Annotated in this window: 16 protein-coding genes; 11 read left to right on the top strand and 5 right to left on the bottom strand. The window is 58.4% G+C overall.

All coding sequences use genetic code 11. The annotated features are described in order from the left end of the window. The first annotated feature begins 324 nt into the window (after positions 1-324). The 6 genes from ACTQ33_RS09255 to ACTQ33_RS09280 all read left to right on the top strand — a co-directional run bounded on the left by ACTQ33_RS09255 (position 325) and on the right by ACTQ33_RS09280 (position 13518). Positions 325-5061: an HD domain-containing protein gene (locus ACTQ33_RS09255; protein WP_441464133.1), complete on the top strand. Its 4737-nt coding sequence runs from the start codon at positions 325-327 to the stop codon at positions 5059-5061. Continuing rightward, positions 5058-6296 carry a lactate dehydrogenase gene (locus ACTQ33_RS09260; RefSeq protein ID WP_441464134.1) on the top strand — a complete coding sequence of 413 codons (1239 nt, stop codon included), beginning with the start codon at positions 5058-5060 and terminating at the stop codon, positions 6294-6296. The genes ACTQ33_RS09255 and ACTQ33_RS09260 overlap by 4 nt, the downstream gene beginning before the upstream one ends. Then, positions 6289-7338: a flavodoxin family protein gene (locus ACTQ33_RS09265; protein ID WP_441464167.1), complete on the top strand. Its 1050-nt coding sequence runs from the start codon at positions 6289-6291 to the stop codon at positions 7336-7338. The genes ACTQ33_RS09260 and ACTQ33_RS09265 overlap by 8 nt, the downstream gene beginning before the upstream one ends. Before the next feature lie 794 nt (positions 7339-8132). Beyond that, positions 8133-9710, top strand: a complete 1578-nt coding sequence (asnB, locus tag ACTQ33_RS09270; protein ID WP_441464136.1) for an asparagine synthase B — start codon at positions 8133-8135, stop codon at positions 9708-9710. A gap of 94 nt (positions 9711-9804) precedes the next feature. Next, positions 9805-11901: a glutamine synthetase III family protein gene (locus ACTQ33_RS09275; RefSeq protein WP_441464138.1), complete on the top strand. Its 2097-nt coding sequence runs from the start codon at positions 9805-9807 to the stop codon at positions 11899-11901. Positions 11902-12111: 210 nt separating this feature from the next. Continuing rightward, on the top strand, positions 12112-13518 hold the full coding sequence (locus tag ACTQ33_RS09280) for an MATE family efflux transporter (protein ID WP_441464140.1): 1407 nt from the start codon (positions 12112-12114) through the stop codon (positions 13516-13518). Between the two features lie 152 nt (positions 13519-13670). On the opposite strand, the gene ACTQ33_RS09285 is transcribed toward ACTQ33_RS09280, so the two are convergent. The 5 genes from ACTQ33_RS09285 to ACTQ33_RS09305 form a co-directional block, all read right to left on the bottom strand. Further along, positions 13671-13895 (bottom strand): hypothetical protein, encoded by a 225-nt coding sequence (locus ACTQ33_RS09285; RefSeq protein ID WP_441464142.1) that lies wholly within the window; start codon positions 13893-13895, stop codon positions 13671-13673. A 9-nt stretch (positions 13896-13904) separates the two neighbouring features. After that, positions 13905-15341: an aminoacyl-histidine dipeptidase gene (locus tag ACTQ33_RS09290; protein WP_441464143.1), complete on the bottom strand. Its 1437-nt coding sequence runs from the start codon at positions 15339-15341 to the stop codon at positions 13905-13907. Positions 15342-15365: 24 nt separating this feature from the next. Then, positions 15366-15710, bottom strand: coding sequence for a hypothetical protein (locus ACTQ33_RS09295; protein WP_441464145.1), 345 nt, complete (start codon positions 15708-15710; stop codon positions 15366-15368). After that, positions 15710-16066 carry a PqqD family protein gene (locus ACTQ33_RS09300; RefSeq protein WP_441464147.1) on the bottom strand — a complete coding sequence of 119 codons (357 nt, stop codon included), beginning with the start codon at positions 16064-16066 and terminating at the stop codon, positions 15710-15712. Before ACTQ33_RS09300 ends, ACTQ33_RS09295 begins: the two co-directional genes overlap by 1 nt. Positions 16067-16146: 80 nt before the next feature. Next, complete coding sequence (locus ACTQ33_RS09305) at positions 16147-18018, bottom strand: OPT family oligopeptide transporter (protein ID WP_441464169.1); 1872 nt, start codon at positions 18016-18018, stop codon at positions 16147-16149. 369 nt (positions 18019-18387) lie between these two features. Between ACTQ33_RS09305 and ACTQ33_RS09310 the strand changes: the two genes are divergently transcribed. The 5 genes from ACTQ33_RS09310 to istA all read left to right on the top strand — a co-directional run bounded on the left by ACTQ33_RS09310 (position 18388) and on the right by istA (position 22490). After that, positions 18388-18933: a phosphohydrolase gene (locus tag ACTQ33_RS09310; protein ID WP_441464149.1), complete on the top strand. Its 546-nt coding sequence runs from the start codon at positions 18388-18390 to the stop codon at positions 18931-18933. 159 nt (positions 18934-19092) lie between these two features. Beyond that, positions 19093-19650 (top strand): RNA polymerase sigma factor, encoded by a 558-nt coding sequence (locus ACTQ33_RS09315; RefSeq protein WP_441464151.1) that lies wholly within the window; start codon positions 19093-19095, stop codon positions 19648-19650. Beyond that, on the top strand, positions 19647-20684 hold the full coding sequence (locus ACTQ33_RS09320) for a hypothetical protein (protein WP_441464153.1): 1038 nt from the start codon (positions 19647-19649) through the stop codon (positions 20682-20684). Before ACTQ33_RS09315 ends, ACTQ33_RS09320 begins: the two co-directional genes overlap by 4 nt. 201 nt (positions 20685-20885) lie before the next feature. Then, positions 20886-21494 (top strand): helix-turn-helix transcriptional regulator, encoded by a 609-nt coding sequence (locus ACTQ33_RS09325; protein WP_441464155.1) that lies wholly within the window; start codon positions 20886-20888, stop codon positions 21492-21494. 75 nt (positions 21495-21569) lie between these two features. Further along, complete coding sequence (gene istA, locus ACTQ33_RS09330; RefSeq protein WP_441464157.1) at positions 21570-22490, top strand: IS21 family transposase; 921 nt, start codon at positions 21570-21572, stop codon at positions 22488-22490. The last annotated feature ends 87 nt before the right edge of the window (positions 22491-22577 follow it).

A 22577-nucleotide genomic window follows, 5' to 3' on the forward strand; every position in this document is an offset into this window, starting at 1 on the left:
AAAATTGCAGGGGTCCAGGGGGCAGCGCCCCTGGTAGTCCCAAAGCGCCATCGGCGGATGGCGCAATCCCCACGGCGAAGCCGTAAGGCCGCCGTCCCCACCCCAACGCGGGTGGCGGACGGCGGCCTTTTTGTACCGTTGTACGATGGTACAACGTGCTGGTCGATGGAATAATCAACCCCTAAAGAGCGTGTACATTTGTCAAGCCAACTCCCTGTAGGAGGCATTCTGTATGCCCTCAGCGGTTCCGTTTCCCTTTTCCCGCTCCATGTGCTATAATCATTCCATAACATCCCATTCCATACAAAAGAGGAGGTCCTATCCATGGCCGCACCGGTCCTCACCCAATGGAAGACCCTGCTGGAATTGCTTTACGACCCCAACGCCCCCAAAGCACCCCTGCCCCAGAAGACCCTCCGGGCGCTGGCCCGGACCACCGTCTTTCCCGAGGTACTGGAGGAGTACCACCCCGAGGGCCGTGTGTCCTGCGCCGATGTGCTGCGATTGTGCCGCCCCATTCTGGACGGATTGACGCCGGAACCGGAGGGTGGCTGGCTTCTATGGTTATACGGCTATCTGTGCCATCAGCTTTTCCCCGACCCCAACCGCCCCGCCGACACCCGAGCCCAGCAGCAGGCAGCCTGGTTCTACTGCGCCGTTTTGGACCGGCTGTTGCTCCAGGAGCGAACCCGCTGCCCCTATGACCCGTTGACCGACATTCCCCTGCTGACCCAAGAAGAGCTGCGCGCCAGCCGGGTCCGGGAGGAATACGGCCGGTTTTTCGACGCGGTCCGGTCCTCCTGTTTTCCCCTGCTTATGCGGATCGGCCGGGAGGTCATGCCTTTCGATCCGGCATCCCATACCATCGGCGTCCACCATGTGGCATTGACTACAGCCCGACAGGCCGCCGCAGCCGGACTTCCCGTGGACGTGGCCCTCGTCAGCGCTGCGGCGTTGAGCCACGACATCGGAAAATTTGGCTGCCGGGGCGCCGATGCCCGGCGGATTCCCTATCTTCACTACTACTTCACCTACCAGTGGCTGACGGAGCACAACTGCCCCAACATCGCCCACACGGCGGCCAACCACTCCACCTGGGACCTGGAATTTGAAAATCTGCCCCTGGAATCGCTGATTCTGATTTACGCCGACTTCCGGGTCCGGGGCACGCGGGAAAACGGCAAGGAAGTGGTCCGCATCTACTCCCTGGCAGACTCCTACGACATGATTTTCTCCAAGCTGGCCGATATGACCGAAGCCAAGCAGCGGCGCTATCGGACGGTTTACTGCAAGCTGCGGGATTTTGAGGCTTTCCTCCACACCCGCGGCATCGACCCCGACGCCCCGGCATTGCAGCCGGCGCCGCCCCAGAAGGATGCAGCCCTGCGGAGCTTGCCGGAGACCGTAGAGGCATTGCGAGACCTGACCTTTACCAACAACGTGACACTGATGCACACCATCACCGTGGACGCATCCTTTGAGCAGCTGCTGGAATCGGCTCGCAGCGAAAAAAGTCTCAATCGCATCCGGACGTATCTGCACCTGTTTACCGAGTATCACACCTATATGACTGGCGCCAACAAGCGCCGGGTCCTGAGTTTTCTCTATGAGCTGCTGATGCACCAGCAGGGCGACGTGCGCCGCCGGGCCGCCAAGCTCATGGGCCGGATTCTGGCCAACAGCGGCCCCCGGTACCGCAAAGAACTGCCGGCCAACGCCCCCCATGAAGCCATGGCCCCCACCCTGCTGGCCTTTTTGACGGAATCGGTGGAGCTGTGGGAATCCTATCTGGAGGACTGTCTCCATCCAGACCACAAAATCTCGGCCAAGCACGCCATCCGGATTTCCAACTCCGTAAAGATCATCGCGGAAAATCTGTTTGCCTACTGCACCGCTGAGGAAGCGCCCCACTATCTTCAGCCGGTGCTGGACCGGCTTTGGAACGCCCAGGGCGACGACCGGTTCATTCTCATGGATACCCTGTGCCACATTCCCATCTCCCTGCTGACGGAAGACCAGGTGCTCCGCTCCATTGACGCTGTGGGCCGGATGCTGGACGGCAGCGAACAGCATCTGGCCATTGCAGGTCTGCTGGCCATGGAACATCTGCTGGCCTCCGGCGTGACTGCCGCGCCTCTCCACATTCAACAGACCCTCCACGCTGTGGGCGACAGCGACGACAGCGCCGTGCGCTATCTGGTGAGCCGCCTGTGGACGGCCATGGGCTATCCCCGGTCCCTGTCCCTGACGGTGCCTGTGTCCCAGCTGTATCTGGCCAACCTCAAAAACGCCGTCCACTGGAGCGTCAAGATCACCCACATCGACCTGCTGTGTGACGATGCCCGGCTGGACCCGTCTTCTGCCTTCCACACGGCCACCCACCTGTCCAACCTGCTGTCGGTCAGCGAGCATCTGCCCGTCCGCATGAAAGCCGGTCAGGGTCTGGTGGCGATTTCCGATCTGCTGACCACGGATCAGCGGAATGAAATCGTCGTGGACCTGCTGCGGGAGCTGGAAACGGGCCAGGAGGAAATTTCCCGGTACATCCCCAAATACCTCGGCACGCTGCTGTGCCGCCTGCCCATGAAGGAAGTGGAGGAAAGTCTGACGTTTCTGGAAGACTTCGTCCACGCCTCCAGCGTCTCTCCCGCCCGGGCGGCGCTGCTGACGCTGGGCGTCATCCTCTGTGAACTGGCCCGCTCCGGCCGGGACGGCGACCCTCTGGTGACGCGGGTCATCGGCCTGCTGCTGACGGGCGTGGCCCACTACGACAACACCATCCATCAAACGGCCCTGTCGGTTCTCTGTAAGGATGTGCTGGGCGAGGACAGTCTGCCTCTGCCGGTGCGTCAGTTCTACTTCCTGCAAATCGGCAAGAAGCTGCTGACGCTGCTGTGCGAGCCCCGGGATGATCAGCTGACCTTCTTCACCCATGCCGCCACGTTAAACCATCTGTACCGGTTCCTGGTGCTGTGTCAGGTGGATTTGGGCGACTTCCCCTATCCGCCCCTGCGGCCCGTGGCCTTCTTCCCCGGCACCTTCGACCCCTTCTCCGCAGGCCACAAGCGCATTGTGGAGGAAATCCACGCGTTGGGTTTCGATGTCTATCTGGCCATCGACGAGTTCTCCTGGAGCAAACGGACGCTGCCCAAGCTCCAACGGCGGCAGATCGCCTCCATGTCCACGGCAGACCAGCTGGACGTGTACGTGTTTCCCGACGATGTGCCGGTGAACATCGCCATGGCCGAGGACCTGGCCCATCTGCGGTCCCTGTTCCCCCAGCAGGAACTTTATCTGGTGGCGGGCAGCGACGTCATCCGCAACGCCTCGGCTTACCGGTCCACAGAACCGGGCTCCGCCGCCGAATACAACCACATTATCTTCTGCCGGGACGAGGACGAGACGGCCCCACGGGATGGCAAACCCATTTCCGATATCATCCGGGGCCACTTAACGCTGCTGTCTCTGCCTGCCTACTATGAGACGGTCAGTTCCACCCGCATCCGCGAATATGTGGACAAAAACATGGATATTTCCATGCTGGTGGACCCCATGGTGCAGAATTATATCTATGAAAACGGCCTGTACCTCCGTGCCCCCCAGTTTAAAAACGTACTGGCTCCCCAGGAACTGTACTTCCGATGGCAGCGGGGCATTCCCGAGGAACTGAAGGACCGTTGTCCCGCCCTGTCCGAAGACGAGGAACGATTCACAGTCGAGATGCTCTCCCGGACCACTGGACGGCTGCGGGGCTGGGCCACGGGCCATACGGTCCGGGCGTCGGCCCTCTACGACGCTCTGGGAACCCTGGAGGATGCCGACTATGTCCGTCAGCACACGTCGGGCCGGGTCCTGATGGTGGATGCCGTCCAGGACGTTTCCCAAAACCGGGAGGTCTGCCGGGCCATGATCAACGAACTGCTGGTCCGGAGCCTTCTGGACGACCACACGTATGCTTTATTCCGCAGCGCCAATCCGTCGGACCCCCTGTACGATCTCCTGCCGGAGCTGGGCTTCCAGCCGGTACCCGGCAGCAGCCACACCCTGGTTGTGGACATGCGTATGCCCCTGGCGCTGATTCAGGATGTCTTCCTCTGGATTAAGGAACCCCATCATGACGATCCGGCAGTCCGCGCCGCCGTTCTGGCGACCCGGCCCCGAATGCGTCTGGCATTGGCGGGTCTGTTCCCCGGACGGCTGGTACTGACCTTTGACGCGGAACTGCTGAATCAGGCGGTTTTGATGAAGGTACAGGCCTGCAACGGCGTCCTGGACGTTCCCACCGGGCAGCGGCGTCTGGGTCCCTATATGTGCGTGCCATACGGCAAAATCCTGTCGGGGGAAATCGTTCCCAATACGGTTACCAAAACCCTCCATGTGGACAAGGTTTACAGCCCGTCCCTGCGTCATTTTGATATCGTTCAGTATCCGGGCTACTCCAATCTCCACAACCAGGCCCGGACCATCAAATCTTTCCGCCGTCCTGTCCTGCTGGTAGATGACCTGCTCCACAAGGGCTACCGCATGGAAAAGCTGGACCCCATTTTCAAGGAGGAGGACGTGGCCATCGACCGCATTATCGTGGGTCTTATGTCGGGCCGCGGCAAGGATTTGATGCAGTTACAGCACCGGCAGGTGGAATGTGAGTACTTCATTCCCAATCTGTCCTATTGGTTTACAGAAAGCCTACTGTATCCCTTCCTGGGCGGTGACAGCGCCGCGGGCCAGCGGCAGACCGAGGGCATGCTGTCCTCCATCAATCTGATTCTCCCCTACGAGTTCCCCGAATACATTCAGGGCGCGTCGGAACGGGGGCTGCGGGTCCTGTCCATGACGGCGCTGGAAAACGCCCGGGACATCCTGCTGGCCCTGGAGGAACGCCATCAGGCCGTGTTCTCCACGTCCCTGACGCTGACGCGGCTGGCCGAAGCGCTGCACCGGCCCCGTCTGCCCGACAAGGGGCGGCATTTGCAATACAATCTGGGGATGCCCGCCTCGTCCTATGTGGAGGACGACATTGCCACGCTGCGGCGCATCTGCAAGGAGGCTGATTTCCAGTGATACCCTGTTACATCTGGCGCGGTATCTGCTGCGCCGACCTGGGAGGCCGTCTGCCGGAGGGCGCGGTCCCAGTCAACACGCCCTTTGACCCCCTGGTGCTGCTGGTCCATCGGGACCCACTCCACAGCCGGGGCATTTACGCCGTCACCACACCGGCAGAGGTGATGGAACCGGAGGGGCCGGGTTTGCTGCTGCCGCCTCCTACGGGCTGTCTCGACCCGGACCTGGATCCGGTCATTCTGGCCCATGGGGCCACGGTGCTCAACACTTCGTTTGACCGGTGTTTCGATCTTCTGGAGCAGTTTCTCTATCCGAAAACCACCGGTCTGCGGCTGACGGTGGCGGGCCTGGGCGACGTGGGCGGCACGGTCTTGACGGGCCTGACCCTGCTGGGCGACTGCATCGAGGAGATCGGCGTGTTCGATTTTTATGAACCGCTGATCCACCGCTACTGTCTGGAATTGAACCAGGTTCTGTCCACCCATGACGGACGAAAAATGCCCCGTATCGTGGCCCGTTCCGCCGACGATTTGTTCGACTGCGACGTGTTTCTCTTCACGGCCTCCAAGGCCGTACCGCCGGTGGGCAGCGATGTCAAGGACGTGCGCATGGTCCAATACGGCGCCAACCGGGACCTGCTGCGCAACTATGCCCGACAGGCAAGAGAGACGGAATTTTGTGGCTTTTTCTGCCAGATTTCCGACCCAGTGGACCATTTGGCCCGGTCTGTGTTCTTAAACAGCAACCGGAATTCGGATGGTGTTCTGGATTTCCGTGGTCTGCTCCCCGAGCAGATTCAGGGCTACGGCCTGGGTGTCATGGAAGCCCGTGCAAAATTTTACGCCCGGAAACGGGGATTGGATGAGGACCGGGTGGCCGTTTTCGGCCCCCACGGACAATCGCTGATTGTGGCCAACGACGCGGGCGACGGCTATGATCACGACCTATCCTGTGCGCTGACCAAGGACACTGTGACGGCCAATCTGGCAGTACGGGACCTGGGCTTCAAGCCCTATATTGCCCCCGGCCTTTCGTCGGCGGCCATCAGCATTCTGCGGACCGTCACGGGCCAGTGGCATCCCGGCGCATTGCCCCTGGACGGGGCCTACCTGGGCTGTTACAGCCGCCTGACCAGGAAGGGGCCCCAGCTGCTGCGCCGTCCTCTCCACCCCACCCTCTACGGACGCATCGAAGCGGTCCACCGGGAGCTGCGGGAGTTTGACTACGATGGATGAGGTGGTGGCCGTCTCCGCAGGTTGTCACCGGCGGCTGGCCGGTGTGCTGGAATATGCCCTGAGTACGGTCCCCCACACGATCTGTACCCTGGACACGCTGCCGCCCCTGACGGGGCGGCGGGTGCTCTTCGCCGTGTCCCTTGGCCCCGACGGATTGGACGTGGACTTTTGCCGTCTGCTCCGGCTGCTGCGGTCGGGGGGACTGCCCCTGGACGGTTCCATGGGGGCGATACTGATGGACGGAGAGGGCGAATTTTATACCAAACAGGCCGCCCAAATGCTGGTGCTGGCAGCCAACAGAGCCGGATGCCTTTTCCCCGGCAAGCCATTGGTGGAAGCCACGGGTTCTCTGCGAAATTTTGATATCCAATGCCGCCGCCGGGGCACGGACCGGCTCCACGCCTACCGGGCCATGGCCCGAGAGCTGGTAGAACGGCTGTCGTCCTTTGTACCGCCGGTCTATGACCGGCCCAAGGTGCTGACGCTTCACGCTTCGGACCGAAAAACCTCCAACACGTTGGCGTTGGGTGGAGAGATTGAAGCGCGGCTGGCAGGCCGGTGCGACTGTACGGAACTTTCCCTGCGCAACGGTACGGTCCATGACTGCCGGGGCTGTTCCTACACGGTGTGCGCCCACTATGCCCAGCAAAATTCCTGCTTTTACGGCGGCAGCATGGTGGATCAGGTGTATCCGGCAGTGACGGAATGCAACGCTCTGCTGCTGCTGTGTCCCAACTACAACGACGCGGTCAGTGCCAATATCATGGCCTTTATCAACCGGCTCACCAGCTTGCAGCTGTTTCACCCGCTGCACCATACCTACCTCTGGGCGGTGGTGGTGTCGGGGTACAGCGGCGGCGACCTGGTGGCCCAGCAGGTTTTGGGCGGGCTGTGTCTCAATAAGGGGTTGATTTTGCCGCCCCGGTTTCTGCTGGCCCAGACGGCCAACGACCCCGGTTCCGCTCTGGCGGACCCGGAAATGGCGACGCGGTTGGACGATTACGCTGCCAATATGCTGCGCACCATGTCTCCCAAAATTTAAAGGTTTTATTCGATTGTTTCAAAAATCTAGGTGCGAAATGCTTGCCGCAGCAGGCGAAACATCTGCGCCGCGCACGGCGCAAACTCCCCCATCGTCCCAAAGCGCCATCCGCAGATGGCGCAATCCCCACGACGCAGCCGTAAGGCCGCCTTTCTCACCCCGTCAGCGGGTGGAGAACGGCGGCCTTCTTTTTTTGCTCATCCCATCCCCATATCGTACACAGCGGGGGCAAGCCCCCGCCCTGCAAGCGCTGTTTCAGATGGTTCGCATCTCTTCTTCCCTCATTTTTTCTTTATTACAGCAATGCTTTATACTGTAATTTTTCCCATATAAATATCCCAGTTTTTTATCCTGTTTTTCCTGTTTTTTAAAATCTTACATGGGACAATGCACAAATAAGGCCAAAATTTTTTAGCCAATCTCACAAAGAAATTTCTACAAAACCTCTTGACAATGGTTTTTTCTGGTGCTAGAATGCGTCCATCAAGTTCATAAAACCAAATGCGTTGAGGGAGACAAGTACCTCGGAAGGTCGGTCACAGTGAGCGGGAAATAGTGGAAACCCCGTATTGGACGCCGTCGGGAATAACACTCCGGAGCAGCAAACTGAACGCCCGCCGTGGGTCAGTAGGGGCGCCGTGTACGGCACGTTACGCCGCATGGGCTTGTTAGAGCCCGAGAAAGGTGACTGCGCTATGCAGTAAGTTAGGTGGCACCGCGGATTTGCAGCTAATTCGTCCTAATCGGTTTAGGACTTACTGGCTGCAATTTTATTTTTTTGGAGGGATTTCCAAATGTGTGCAATTATGGGTTTTAGTTCCAAATCTATTCCGGTGGAAACTGTCCGCCAGCAATTCGCCCAGACCATCTCCCGCGGTCCCGACTGCACCCGCATCATCGACACCGGCAGCGGCTACCTATGCTTCCACCGACTGGCCATCATGGGTCTCACCGACGAGGGTATGCAGCCCTTTGAACTGGATGGCGACTATGTGGTGTGCAACGGCGAGCTGTACGGCTTCCGCCGCATGAAAGCAGCCCTCTCCGACAAGTACACCTTCCGCAGCGATTCCGACTGTGAGATTCTGCTGCCCATGTACCGGGAATTCGGTCTTGACATGTTCTCCATGCTGGACGCCGAATTCGCTTTGGTGCTCTACGATCACAAGTCCGACTCCCTCATCGCCGCCCGGGACCCCATCGGCATCCGGCCCCTCTACTACGGCGCGTTGGATGATGGCTCCCTGGTCTTCGCCAGTGAACCCAAAAACCTGGTGGGTATCTGCAAGGAGATTTTCCCCTTCCCGCCCGGTCACTACTATGCCAATGGCCGCTTCGTCCGGTACTGCGATATCACACGGGTAGATCAGTACTGCACCGACGATCTGGAAACCGTCTGCGGACAGATTCACCGGAAGCTGGTAGCCGCCGTAGAGAAGCGCATGGACGCCGATGCCCCGCTGGGCTGTCTCCTGTCCGGCGGTCTGGATTCCAGTCTCGTCTGTGCCATCGCCGCCAAACTCACCGACAAGCCCCTGCGAACCTTTGCCATTGGCATGGACACCGACGCCATCGACTTAAAATACGCCCGTCAGGTGGCCGACTACATCGGCAGCGATCACATGGAAGTATACATGACCCGGCAGGAGGTGCTGGACGCCCTGGAAACGGTCATCGCATTGCTGGGTACCTACGACATCACCACCATCCGGGCCAGCCTGGGCATGTACCTCTGCTGCAAGGCCATCCACGAACGCACCGACGTGCGGGTGCTGCTGACCGGCGAGATCTCCGACGAGCTGTTCGGCTACAAGTACACGGATTTCGCCCCGTCGGCAGAAGCATTCCAAAAGGAATCCCAAAAGCGGATTTCTGAGCTGCACATGTACGACGTGCTCCGGGCCGACCGGTGCATCAGCGTCAACTCCATGGAAGCCCGGGTTCCCTTCGGTGATCTGGATTTTGTCAAATACGTCATGGCCATTGACCCGGCCAAAAAACTCAACACCTACGGAAAAGGCAAATATCTGCTGCGCCACGCCTTTGAGGGCGACTGGCTGCCCCACGATATTCTCTACCGGGAAAAGGCCGCCTTCTCCGACGCCGTGGGCCATTCCATGGTGGAGGACCTCAAGGACTACGCCGAAACCAAATACACTGCCGAGGAATACGAGCGCAAGCGCCGCCGCTACTCCTTCGCCACTCCCTTTACGAAAGAAAGTCTGCTGTACCGGGAAATTTTTGAAAAGTACTACCCCGGTCAGGCCCATATGATTGCCGACTTCTGGATGCCCAACAAGAGCTGGAAGGGCTGCAACGTCTCCGACCCCTCGGCCCGGGTTCTGGCCAACTACGGCGCCAGCGGTTTCTAAGATATCCATTTCCATCCGTTTATCCACCGGCACCGGCGGGAGCGGTTCCCGCCGGGCTGGAATCCATATTCATATTGAGAAAGAAGTGTGTGTTATGAAAACAAGCGCAGCAAAGGTCCCCGAACTGTTCGGCTCCATGGTCTTCAACGAGGCCGCCATGCAGCAGTACATGTCCAAAAGCACTTTCCAAGCCTGGAAACAGTGCCTGCAGGACGGTACGACCCTGCCCCTGACTGTGGCCAATGAAATCGCTGAGGCCATGAAGGAATGGGCCACGGACCGGGGCGCCACCCACTTCACCCACTGGTTCCAACCCATGACTGGCGTCACCGCCGAGAAGCACGACAGCTTCATCAGCCCCATTGAAGGCGGCCGCGTCATTATGGATTTCTCCGGCAAGGAACTGGTCCGCGGCGAGCCCGACGCCTCCTCCTTCCCCTCCGGCGGCCTGCGGGCTACCTTCGAGGCCCGGGGCTACACGGCCTGGGACCCCAGCTCCTTTGCCTTTATCAAGGAAGGTTCCCTGTACATCCCCACGGTATTCTGCTCCTACTCCGGCGAGGCGTTGGATAAAAAGACGCCCCTGCTGCGGTCCATGGATGCCGTCAGCAAGCAGGCCATCCGCATTCTGCGGCTGTTCGGTGATACGGAGTCCAAGCGGGTCACCGCCAGCGTCGGCCCTGAACAGGAGTATTTCCTCATCGACAAATCCCTCTTTGCCCAGCGTCCCGACCTGCGGTTCTGCGGTCGCACCCTGTTCGGCGCCAAGCCCCCCAAGGGCCAGGAGCTGGAGGATCACTACTTCGGCGCCATCACGCCCCGGGTTGCCGCCTACATGCAGGACCTGGACGAAGAGCTTTGGAAGCTGGGCGTGCTGTCCAAGACAAAGCACAACGAGGTAGCCCCCTCCCAGCATGAGATGGCCCCCATCTTCTCCGACGCCAACACAGCCTCCGACCACAACCAGCTGACCATGGAGACCATGCGCCGGGTGGCCGACCGCCACGGCTTTGTGTGCCTGCTCCATGAGAAGCCCTTCGCCGGTGTCAACGGTTCCGGCAAGCACGACAACTGGTCCCTGGCCACCGACACGGGCAAGAACCTGTTTGTCCCCGGCGCAACCCCCAGCCAGAACGCCCAGTTCCTGCTGTTCCTGGCCGCTTTCATTCAGGGTGTCGATGAGTACCAGGAGATGCTGCGGTGCTCCGTAGCCTCCGCAGGCAACGATCACCGTCTGGGCGCCAACGAAGCACCTCCGGCCATCATCTCCGTGTTCCTGGGCGATGAGCTCATGGCCATTGTGGATTCCCTGATCCACGGCACCAGCTACACCGAGGCCGAAAAGCGCACCCTGTCCATTGGCGTAGACACGCTGCCCCATATTCCCCAGGATACCACCGACCGGAACCGCACCTCCCCTGTGGCCTTCACCGGCAACAAGTTTGAGTTCCGCATGCCCGGTTCCTCCCAGTCCATCGCCGGTCCCAACATCGCTCTGAACACCATCATGGCCGAGGAGCTGCGGAAGTTTGCCGACGAGCTGGAGCAGGCCGCGGACTTCACCGCCGCCCTCCACGCCCTGGTGGTGCGGACCCTGAAAGAGCACAGCCGCATCCTCTTTAACGGCAACGGCTACGAGGACGCCTGGATTGTGGAAGCGGAACGCCGGGGCCTGTCCAACCTGCGCAGCGCGCCGGAAGCCTTCGGTGTATATCTGAAGCCTGAGAACATTGCCCTGTTCACCGGCCACGGTGTCTTTACGGAAACGGAAATCCGCGCCCGCAACGAAATCCACTTTGAAGCCTACTGCAAGAAAATCCACATCGAAGCTCAGACGGCGTTGGATATGGTCCGGCGGCAAATCCTGCCCACAGCCCTTTCCTACATCCACGAGCTGACGGACGCGGTGGTGTCCAAGGAAGCAGCGGTCCCCGGTCTCAGCTGCGCCGTGGAGGCGGAAACCATCCGGCGGCTGACGGCTCTGGCCGAAGGTCTGTACAGTGGAACCGCCCTGCTGGAGACCAGTCTGGGCCAGCTGCCGGAAGACATTACCGAACAGGCAGCGTACTATCACGACACGGTTCTTTCCCACATGGATGCTCTGCGGCGGGACGCCGATCTGCTGGAGACGCTGATCCCGGCCCAGCGTTGGCCCTTCCCCACCTATGCCCAGCTGTTGTTCTCCGAATAAGCCTTTCCAAACTACTCCCGGTGTGCCGCCCCAAGCGGCACACCTTTTTTATGGCCTCCGGCTGCGATTCCGCTTCCGGAAGTCAGTTGCTCTTCATTATATTATAATTGTATGATTGGCTTTTGCCGTCCTGGTTCTTTTACCCTTGACCGTCTCGACATTTTCCGATACAATGACCATGGCACTCCCAACATGAAAGAGAATCGAGGTTTGAGAAGAACATTGGAACAACAACGTAGCAACCAATCACCCAGCTCCAACAGTGAAAAGCTGGGCACCATGCCTGTGGGCAAGCTGCTGTTCAACATGGCCCTGCCCATGATTATCGCCATGATTATCCAGGCATTGTATAATGTCGTGGACAGCATCTATGTAGCCAAAATCAGTGAGAACGCCCTGACGGCCGTCTCCCTGGCCTACCCCATGCAGACATTGATGATCGCCTTCAGCACCGGCCTGGGCGTGGGCATCAACTCGGTGGTCTCCCGCAGTCTGGGCGAGGGCGACCGCAAGAAAGCGGGATATGTGGCGCTCAACGGCATTTTCCTGATTACGCTGGTGGTCATCGTCTTTACTTTGGTAGGCATTTTCGGTTCCCGGGCCTTTATGGCCAGCCAGACGAACATTCCCGAGATTTTTGAAGGCGGTACTACCTATGTATCCATCTGTCTGATTCTATGCTGCTTCCAGTTCTTTGAGATCACCTTTGAACGGCTGCTGCAAGCCACAGGCCGTACCCTGGATACAATGATCTCCCAGGGTGTCGGCGCCGTCATCAATATCATCTTTGACCCCATCCTGATTTTCGGCTACCTGGGCTTCCCGAAAATGGGCATCGCCGGCGCCGCCGCCGCCACAGTCTTCGGCCAGTTTATCGCCTGTGTCCTAGCCCTGATTTTCAACCTGCGGCGCAACAAGGAGCTGACCTTCTCCTTCCGAGGCTTCCGCCCCCGCTGGTCCATTCTCAAGCTGATTCTGGCCATCGGCGTGCCGTCGGTCATTATGCAGGCCATCGGCTCCGCGATGATCTTTGGTATGAACCGTATCCTCATGTCCTTCGTCTCCACGGCGGCAGCGGTCTTCGGTGTGTATTTCAAGCTGCAAAGCATCGTCTTTATGCCGGTGTTCGGCCTGAACAACGGCATGGTGCCCATCATCGCCTACAACTACGGCGCCCGGCACAGGGACCGCATGGTTCGCACCATGAAGCTGGCCGTCCTCACCGCCGTAGTCATGATGCTCATCGGCCTGGCTGTCATGCAGCTCTTCCCTTCCCAAATGCTGCTGCTCTTTGAAGCCGAGGAGAATATGCTGTTTATCGGCGTGCCGGCTCTGAAAACCCTCAGTCTGAGCTTTATTTTCGCCGGCTTCTGTATTGTGATTTCGTCGGTATTCCAGGCCCTGGGCTTTGGTATCTACAGTCTGTTGGTGTCCTTTATCCGGCAGATCATTGTCCTGCTGCCGGCTGCGTATCTGCTGTCCCTTAGCGGCAATGTCAATCTGGTATGGTGGGCTTTCCCCATTGCAGAAATCGCCACGGTCCTTTGCTGTCTTCTGTTCCTCCAGCGCGTCAACCGCAAGGTTTTAAAACCCATGGAAAAGCCTGCAATGGCCTGATCACGCAGCAGGAAACCGTGTAAAAGAGGCGGCCTTGCGCCTCGTTCACATTCCATTACCGGCCCGCGAGCGATACAAAACGCCCAACTCCCCATGGGGAGTTGGGCGTTTTGACCAGGGGATGCTGTATTTGCAGCATCCCCCATTTTAATTCAATCCAATAGCTCCAGGACCTCATCCATCATATCTTCCAGGTCCTCATGCTCCTCGGCCCAGGTCTCATAGGCTTCGCTGTTCATGTCCGCCGGTTCCTGCCGGTCCAAGTCCGCCAAACGGTCCCGCAATTCCTCGAGACACGCCCGCAGCTGGTCCTCGTCCATGTCTGCGAAGTCCAGCTCCTCCGGCTCGCCGCCGGGAAAGGCTACGATTTCACCCATGACCGGCCCTCACTTGCTGCGCCGCAGCAGTTCGGTCACAAAGGCGTACACCCGCTGGACCGATGCGATGCTCATGCGCTCCCGGGAAGAGTGGATGTCCTTCAGGTCCGGACCGATGGAGACGCAGTCCAGGCCCGGCATCTTGCCGGAGAACAGACCGCACTCCAAACCGGCGTGAATGGCTTCGATCTCCGGTTCCCGTCCATACTGCTCCCGGAACAGTTCCACCATCTTCTCCCGCAGGGGGGAATGCTCCAAGTAGGCCCAGCCGGGATAGTCACCGCTGAACTCCACCGTACCGCCCAACTGCTCCACCAGGCAGAGAATCTTGTCCTGCATCATACGCTTCTGGGATTCCACGCTGCTGCGGATGCTGTAGGAGGCCAGGACGCTGTCGCCCTCGGTGGACAAAACGCCCAGATTCAGCGACGTCTGCACCAGTCCGTCAATATCGGCGCTCATGACCTGGACACCGTTGGGCGTGCAGGTCAGCAGCGTCATCACACGGGTCGTGGAAGCCTTGTCCATAGCCGGGGCCGTATCGGCGGATGTCACTGTCAGACGCAGTTTCCCATCCGTGACCCGGAACTCATTTTGCAGGTCCCGCTCCAGCTCCGTCCAGGCAGTCCGGACCGCTGCCTCATCGGAGACGATGACATGGGCCACGGCATTGGCGGGAATGACGTTATCCTTGACGCCGCCCCGCACCGACACAATGCGCAGGTCCGATACTGCGGCCGCAGCCCGCAGGACCCGGCCCAGAATGACATTGGCATTGGCCCGGCCCTTGTGGATTTCCACACCGGAGTGACCACCCTGGAGCCCTTCGACACTTACATGGAGTCCTGCACCGTGGAACCCTTCCCGGGTCACCGGCAGAGTGCAATGGGCGCGGCAGCCGCCGGCACAGCTGACGGTAAACACGCCCTCCACCTCAGAGTCGATATTCAGCAGCATCCGGCCCTGGAGAGGCGAAACGTCCAGCTCCATGGCCCCCAGCATCCCCACCTCCTCGTCGGTGGTAAACACCGCCTCGATACGGGGGTGCTGCAAGGTGTTGTCGTCAAGAATGGCCATGGCCATGGCCACGGCGATGCCGTCGTCGCCGCCCAGGGTAGTACCCTTGGCGTAGACCCAATCGCCGTCCACCGCCAAGTCCAGACCCTCGGTGACCAGATCCTTCCGGCAGTCGGCATCCTTCTCACAAACCATATCCAGGTGGCCCTGGATAATCATGGCCGGAGCATTCTCATAGCCGGGGGTTGCCGGCTTGATAATAATCACATTATTGGCGCTGTCCTGGTGATATTCCAGTCCCCGCTCCTTGGCAAAGGCCACACACCAGTCGCTGATGGCCTTCGTATGAAAAGAACCGTGGGGAATGGCGCACATATCCTCAAACAGCGCAAAAACCCGCTTCGGCTCCAGATGTTCCAATACTCTCATGGTTTTGTATCTCCTTTCCGCGGCTCAATGCCGCAGGCGGTAACGGCCGTCGGGCGTCTTGTCCAGCAGCCGCTGCTCCGTCATATAGTCCGCCAACTCCCGGGCAAACGCCGCCGGGTCGCTGACGGTGATCCGGTGGCGGGACCAGGGCTGACCGCCCCGCAGACCCGTCACCAGACGGGTCATGTCCTGCAACGCCACCGTGTCATGCTGTTTCAGATACCGCCGCACCCGGCCCGCGCCGCGGCTCAGCAAAATCCGCCGCAAATCGTCGGCCTGGGTCATGGACCGGCGCAGTCCCCATCCATAGAGGATGGCCGTCACCACCGCAAAGGCGGCAATGCCCAGGAGGATTTCCCCCTTACCCATCACTTCACCCGGTCCTTTCCCGGAAAAAGGATGAAGCGGTTATTGCGCAGCGTCTGCATATACTGGACCAGCCGGTCATAGAGCGGCTCGGCCTCGTCGCCGAAGTGGTCCCGCATGGCGTCGGCCAGCTGGCCCACGTCCTTTTTTCCGTCGATCTGCTGCCACAGATAGCTGCCGTAGCGGTCCAGATGGATGTGGCTGATCCGGGGCGTGTGGAAGAATTTCTGGGCGATGGCGGCATAAAAGCCCTTATGGACCATGTGGACCGTCACCAGACCGTCTCTGTCGGCAGTCCATTCAAACTCCGGGTTATAAACCGGCACAAAATCAAGATAATTCTTCGTTTTTTTTGCCATGAAGACCTCCTTCCAGGCCAAAGGCCGGACCATATACCTTTAGTATACAGCCCGGCCCGGTCAGTTGCAATCGTTAAAATTTACTTTTTTCTGCCGCGCAGGGCGAAGCGGTACAGCGTGAACAGCAGCAGGGCAAAAACAATCAGGCCGCCGATGTTGCCAATGTCCAGTATGCCGCTGATGTCCAGAGCGTCGCCGACGGTGCCGGCACCCATGGGGATGACGGCCAGGACGGCCAGCAGGATACCCACAATGCCCTCACCAGCAATGAGACCGGAGGAATAGAGGACGCCGGACTGAACGCAGTCGTTCTTCTCCTTTTCGGAAGCGTACTTGCGCTTCTCCAGATACCAGCGGAGCAGGCCGCCCAGCATCATGGGCACGGACAGGTAGATGGGCAGATACAGGCCGATGGCGAAGGGCAGCACCGGAATGTGGAGGACCTCCACCACAATGGCAATGAACACGCCGGTGAAAACCAGATTCCAGGGCAAATCGCCGCCCATGACGCCCTCGACGATCATCTTCATGAGGACCGCCTGGGGTGCGGGCAATGCTTCGGTACCGTAGCCGCCCCAGGCCTTGCTCAGCAGATACAGAATCGCGCCGATGGCCAGGGCGGACACCAGTACGCCGATGAGCTCGCCAATCTGCTGGTTGCGGGGGGTGGAACCCACCAGGAAGCCGGTTTTCAGGTCCTGGGAGGTATCGCCGGCGATGGCAGCAATAACACAGATGATACCGCCGATAACAATGGCGGCAATCATGCCGTCCATTCCCGCCGTTCCCGTGGCTTTCAGCAGCAGCGTGGAGATCAGCAGTGTCGCGATGGCCATTCCGGATACGGGATTGTTGGAAGAGCCGATCAGGCCCACCATCCGGGAGGACACAGTGGCAAAGAAGAAACCGAAGAGGATGACAATGAGGGCGGAGCCGAAGTTCAGGGGGATGGCGGGCACCAGCCACAGAATCAAGGCAATGACCACCACGGCAATCAGCACCACCGTCATGGGCAGGTCCTGCTCGGTCCGCAGCGCGCTCTTGGTCCGGCCCTTACCGTAGTCACCCAAGGCTTCCTTGAAGGTCCGGACGATCAGAGGCAGAGACTTGATCAGGCTCAAGACGCCGCCGCAGGCCACGGCGCCCGCACCGATGTACCGGAGGAAGCTGCCCCACAGGTTGGACACGCCGCCGGGGGCCGCGATCAGCTCATTGACGGTCTTGGTGGCGGGGTATAGAATGGCGTCGCCGCCAAAGAGAACCATCAGGGGCATGAGAACAAACCAGCCCAGGACGCCGCCGGCAAACAGATAGCTGGACACCTGTGCACCGCAGATATAGCCCACACCGGCCAGGGCGGGCAGCACATCGATGCCGATGCCGGAGCCTTTGAAGCCGGGGATATCGTAGGTGATCTCACTGGGGAACACCTTGAGTCCATCGGCTACAAACTTGTAGAAAGCTGCAATGCCCAAACCGCTGAACACGGTGGAGGCTTTGGCGCCGCCCTCCTCACCGGCCATAAGGACCTCGGCGCAGGCCTGTCCCTCGGGGTATGCCAGGACGCCGTGCTCCTTGACAATGAGAGCCGAACGCAGCGGAATCATCATAAAGACGCCCAATGCACCGCCGCAGAGGGCGATGAGGCCGATGGTCACCAGGGAGGGCGCGTCACAGAGACCGTCCTTGGCCCACATGAAGAGGGCCGGCAAAGTGAAAATGGCGCCGGCGGCCACGGATTCACCGGCAGAGCCGATGGTCTGGACCATGTTGTTTTCCAGAATGGAGTTGCGGCGCAAAATGCCGCGGATGATGCCCATGGAGATGACAGCCGCCGGGATGGAGGCAGAGACGGTCATACCCACGCGCAAGCCCAGATAGGCGTTGGCACCGCCGAAAATAATAGCCAGCAGAGCGCCCAGGACAATGGACACCACGGTAAATTCCGGCATGATCTTCTCGGCGGGAACGTAGGGCTTAAACGGTTTGTTGTCCAAATTCAGTCGTTCCCTTCTGTTATTTTCTTCCCCACTGATATGCTACAGCAATTAGTTAAAGAACATATGTACATCAGTGGGAGACCATTCTACCCCATGCAACAGGCTGCCGTCAAGCAATTTTAGATTTTTGGCAGAAAAAAGTCGGAATTACCACATATTTCTTGCATTACATCAATATCAAATTAAATAAAAATAGTGTTTTACAGCAAGGGAAAAGAATGGTACGATAACAGCAGTACCACACAATTGTGCCTATGGCTCCGGCCGGTCTACTTGTCAACATTGCGCGGTACTGCCTGAAACGTAAAGGAGCGGATGCAAATGGAGACCATCACCACCTATACCGGCGTAGAATTTGCGCCCCGGGACCCGGACCCCATGGGTGTGTCCCTGCTGGACATCGCCCACGCCTTGTCGCTGCTGTGTCGGGGCAACGGCCATGTCACGCACTTCTATTCCGTGGGGCAGCACAGCCTCAACTGTGCCAGGGAGGCGGCGGCCCGGGCGTATACGCCATTGGTACAGCTGGGGTGTCTGCTGCACGATGCCAGCGAAGCCTATCTGTGCGATATTCCCCGGCCCCTGAAGGCCGCCATGGAATCCTACCGACAGGACGAAGCCCGGCTCCAAGGCTGTATCGAACGGGTACTGCTGCCCGCTCCCCTGTCGGAGACGGACCGGGCCCAGATCAAGACCATTGATGATGATCTGCTGTATACGGAACTGCCCCGGCTGCTGGGCCGGTCCGATATCGTTCCGACGCCCTTGGCCGCCGACCCGGACCTCAATACGCGGCCCTTTACCCAGGTGGAACAGGATTTTTTGAACCTGTATCACCAGCTGTTGGCCGTGTGTACATCGGGGTAACGCAGTTTTTGTTTGATTCCGTTTGAATGCGCCGGGGGACGATATTCCAATCGTCCCCCGGTGTTTTTTCTCTTTTTATGGGATTGTGATGTAACCTTTTTCCATGGATTGCGAGTAGATAGACGAGGACCCCTGACAAACGGAGAGAGGAGGAATTGGATGGAGGACGCCTGTATTGTCGATCTCTATTGGGCCAGATCCGAAACAGCCGTCGCGGAAACCGCTAAAAAGTATGGAACCTATTGTTATTCCATTGCCCATGCCATTCTCACCAACGCCGAGGACGCGGAAGAAAGCGTCAACGATACCTACCTGGATGCCTGGAACAGTATGCCGCCGCACCGTCCGGCCATTCTGGCCACGTTTCTGGGAAAAATCACACGTCGGATTTCCATTGACAAATGGCGGGCCCGCAGCGCGGAAAAACGCGGCGGCGGCGAACTGCCCCTGGCGTTGTCGGAATTGGCCGATTGTATCCCATCCGGTAAGACCGTGGAGCAGGAGGTGACAGATGCAGAACTGGAAGCCGCAATCAACCGTTTTGTTCTGTCTTTGCCCTTGACCCGGCGGCGGGTATTTCTCTGCCGGTATTGGTATCTCGATTCCATTGCTGCCATTTCCAAACAGTTTGGACTATCTCAAAGCAGCGTGAAAGTGATGCTGCATCGGACCCGCAAAGCGCTGCGAACTTATTTAGAACAGGAGGGAACCCTTTGATCACCAGCCATCAGATTTTCAATGCCATTGGAGCGGTCAGTGATGCAGCCATCCTCGACGCAAAATCCCATACCGGTTCCAAGTCCCGCCACCGGATGAAGTGGGGCGCGTTGGCCGCGTGCCTGTGCCTGACGTTCTTTCTGGTCATACCGGCCATGGCCGCCACAATTCCCACTTTTTACAATGTGCTTTATGAGATTTCCCCGTCTACAGCACAGTTTTTCAAACCGGTTCAAATGTCCTGTGAGGACCATGGAATTCGTATGGAGGTGGTGGCGTCCTACCTCCATACGGACACCGCTGAGATTTATATCGCCATGCAGGATTTGGAGGGCGACCGGTTGAGTGCGTCGGCGGACCTGTTTGACAGCTATTCCATCCACACGCCATTTGACTGTTCTTCCCACTGTGTATTGGCTGGCTATGACGCGGATACGAAAACCGCAACCTTTCTTATTACGGTGGAACAGTGGAATCAGCGCAAAATCACGGGGGAAAAGCTCACCTTTTCTGTCCGGCAGTTTTTGGGCCGCAAAGAAGACCATGCGGGAACCATTTTGGATTTGGGTACCGTTGCTCTCAACAGCACCGCACAACTGGTGGAGCTGCGCGGATTGGACGGTGGCCTTGCTACGGACTGGGAAGCGGATGGTATGCCGCAGCGTCTCCCGGCGCTACAACCCGGTAACCCCCTGGCCTCCCCTGCCGACGGCGTTACGCTGACGGGCGTCGGGTATCTTGACAGAGCTCTCCATGTGCAGATTTATTTTGAGGATATTCTCAAAACCGATCGTCACGGATTTATCAGTCTGGTGAACAAGCGTACCGGGGAACGGGTGGAGTCCTGCGGCTCCCTGTCGTTCTTTGACGAAGCGCATACGGGTTCTTATACGGATTTCGTCTTTTCCGACATTCCCGTAGAACAGCTGGGCAGTTATGAATTGTATGGGGAATTTGTGACTTCTTCCGGGTGCATCCAAGGGAATTGGAGTGTTACCTTTCCCATCCAAACGATGGACACGGCCACACCTTGAATGACGCCGCCGCATTCATCACACACAGAAGTCCCCGCGGGAAGCATTGCCTTCCGCGGGGACTTCTGTGTATGGTACGGCACACACCCAAACAGCGGAAAACGTTAGAAACTCCCGCCGCAACAAAACGCGTCTTTACTTTCATTGGCGGTTTGTTGTATATTGCAGTCAGAAACAACGCTGGATACGGGAGGCGATTCCATGTCAATCAACCACAACCTCAAAAGACTGCGCCAGATCGCAGGTCTGACCCAGGAGGAAGTCGCAGATAAGATCGGTCTGACCAGACAGGCAATCTCCGGCTATGAATCAGGCAGACGACAGCCTGATATCGCCATGATCGAACAACTTGCCCAACTATATCACACAGACATCCTTGAAATTCTATACGGGAATAGTGCAAAGCAGAAAGAACTGCGCAGGTTCCATCGGGCAGCCATCCTGACAATGATTCTGCCGCTGCTGCTGATATTCCTCCGTTCGTGCATACTGCTTGGTATGAATCGACTGCTTCCAATGGTGGACGGACAATTTCAGCTCATAGAGTCCTCAAGGCCCATGCTGGAAACACGAATGAGCGTGCGAATGACGCTGCTCCAAATTGGGGATGCCCTAGGCAGCCTGTCCAATCTATCCGCCCTGATTGGCTGTATCGTTCTGGTCGTCTTGTCAAAAAATCTGTGTTCGCTTCCATCCGGCAAAGCAAGCATTCTGTATGTGCTCTCTTTTCTGGTGGGAACCATTGTGGTGACCGTTCCCTTTGTAAACGCTAATATGAAAGTGAGCCACTTGGCTGGTTTTCGCTCATGAAAAATTGAGCCACCCAAGGATGTCCTCTATAATGGTCGCAGACTATATAGGGGGCGCATAAAGGTGGTTATCACAGTGGAAATTTACAAACAAATTCGCAAGATGCGGCTGCAGGGCATGAGTCAGCGGCAGATCGCTGCATCTCTGCAGATCTCCCGGAATACCGTCAAGAAGTACTGGAACGGTGACAGCGTTCCATGGGAGCGAAAAAACTACAGCCGGGCAGCCTCCGTTCTGACTGAGGATGTGGTGGCTTTCATCCGGCACTGCCTGGAAGAAGATACCCACAGCCCCAGGAAACAGCACCATACTGCAAAACGTATCTATGACCGGCTGGTGTGTGAACTGGGATTCACCGGCGGGGAGACTACCGTCCGCCGGCTGGTGAGCCAACTTCGGGAAAAACACCAAGAGGCATTTGTTCCGCTGTCCTTCCCTCCGGGGGATGCGATGCAGATTGACTGGGGCGAAGCAACGGTATATCTGTCTGGTGTAAAGACAGTAGTGAACTTATTCTGCGCCCGGCTTTGTTACAGCGGTGCCCCGTTGGTTCTGGCTTACCGCAGGCAGAATGAGGAAAGCTTTTTGGATGCCTTGGTCCAGGTATTCCAGTACTTTTACTTTGGTGGCGTCCCAAAGCGAGTTATCTTTGATAATGGCAAGGTTGCCGTTAAGGATGGCTTTGGCGCTCATGCTCGGAAACAGGCCGGGTATGCCGCTTTGGCGGCTCACTATGGATTTGAAGCCATTTTCTGCAATCCCGCATCCGGAAATGAGAAGGGCCTGGTGGAAGGCCTGGTGGGTTACAGCAGACGAAATACCTGCGTCCCGGTTCCCAAAGTGGAGTCCATGGAAGAACTAAATGCTCTGTTGCAGGAAAAATGCAGGGAATATTTGTCCCACCAGATCCGCGGCAAGGAAGCGGAAGTCGGCGCCATGCTGGCACAGGAAAAGGAGCATCTTTACCCGCTTGGGGCAATCCCAAATTCTGTGTAAACTCCGTTCAGGGTGGGAATAGAGCAAAATTTATTCAGGGCGGCAGCAGGTTCATTTGGCTGCCGCCTTTTCAACAACATAACGCCG

The organism is Candidatus Avoscillospira sp. LCP25S3_F1, assembly GCF_052117125.1.
GTDB lineage: Bacteria > Bacillota > Clostridia > Oscillospirales > Oscillospiraceae > Avoscillospira_A.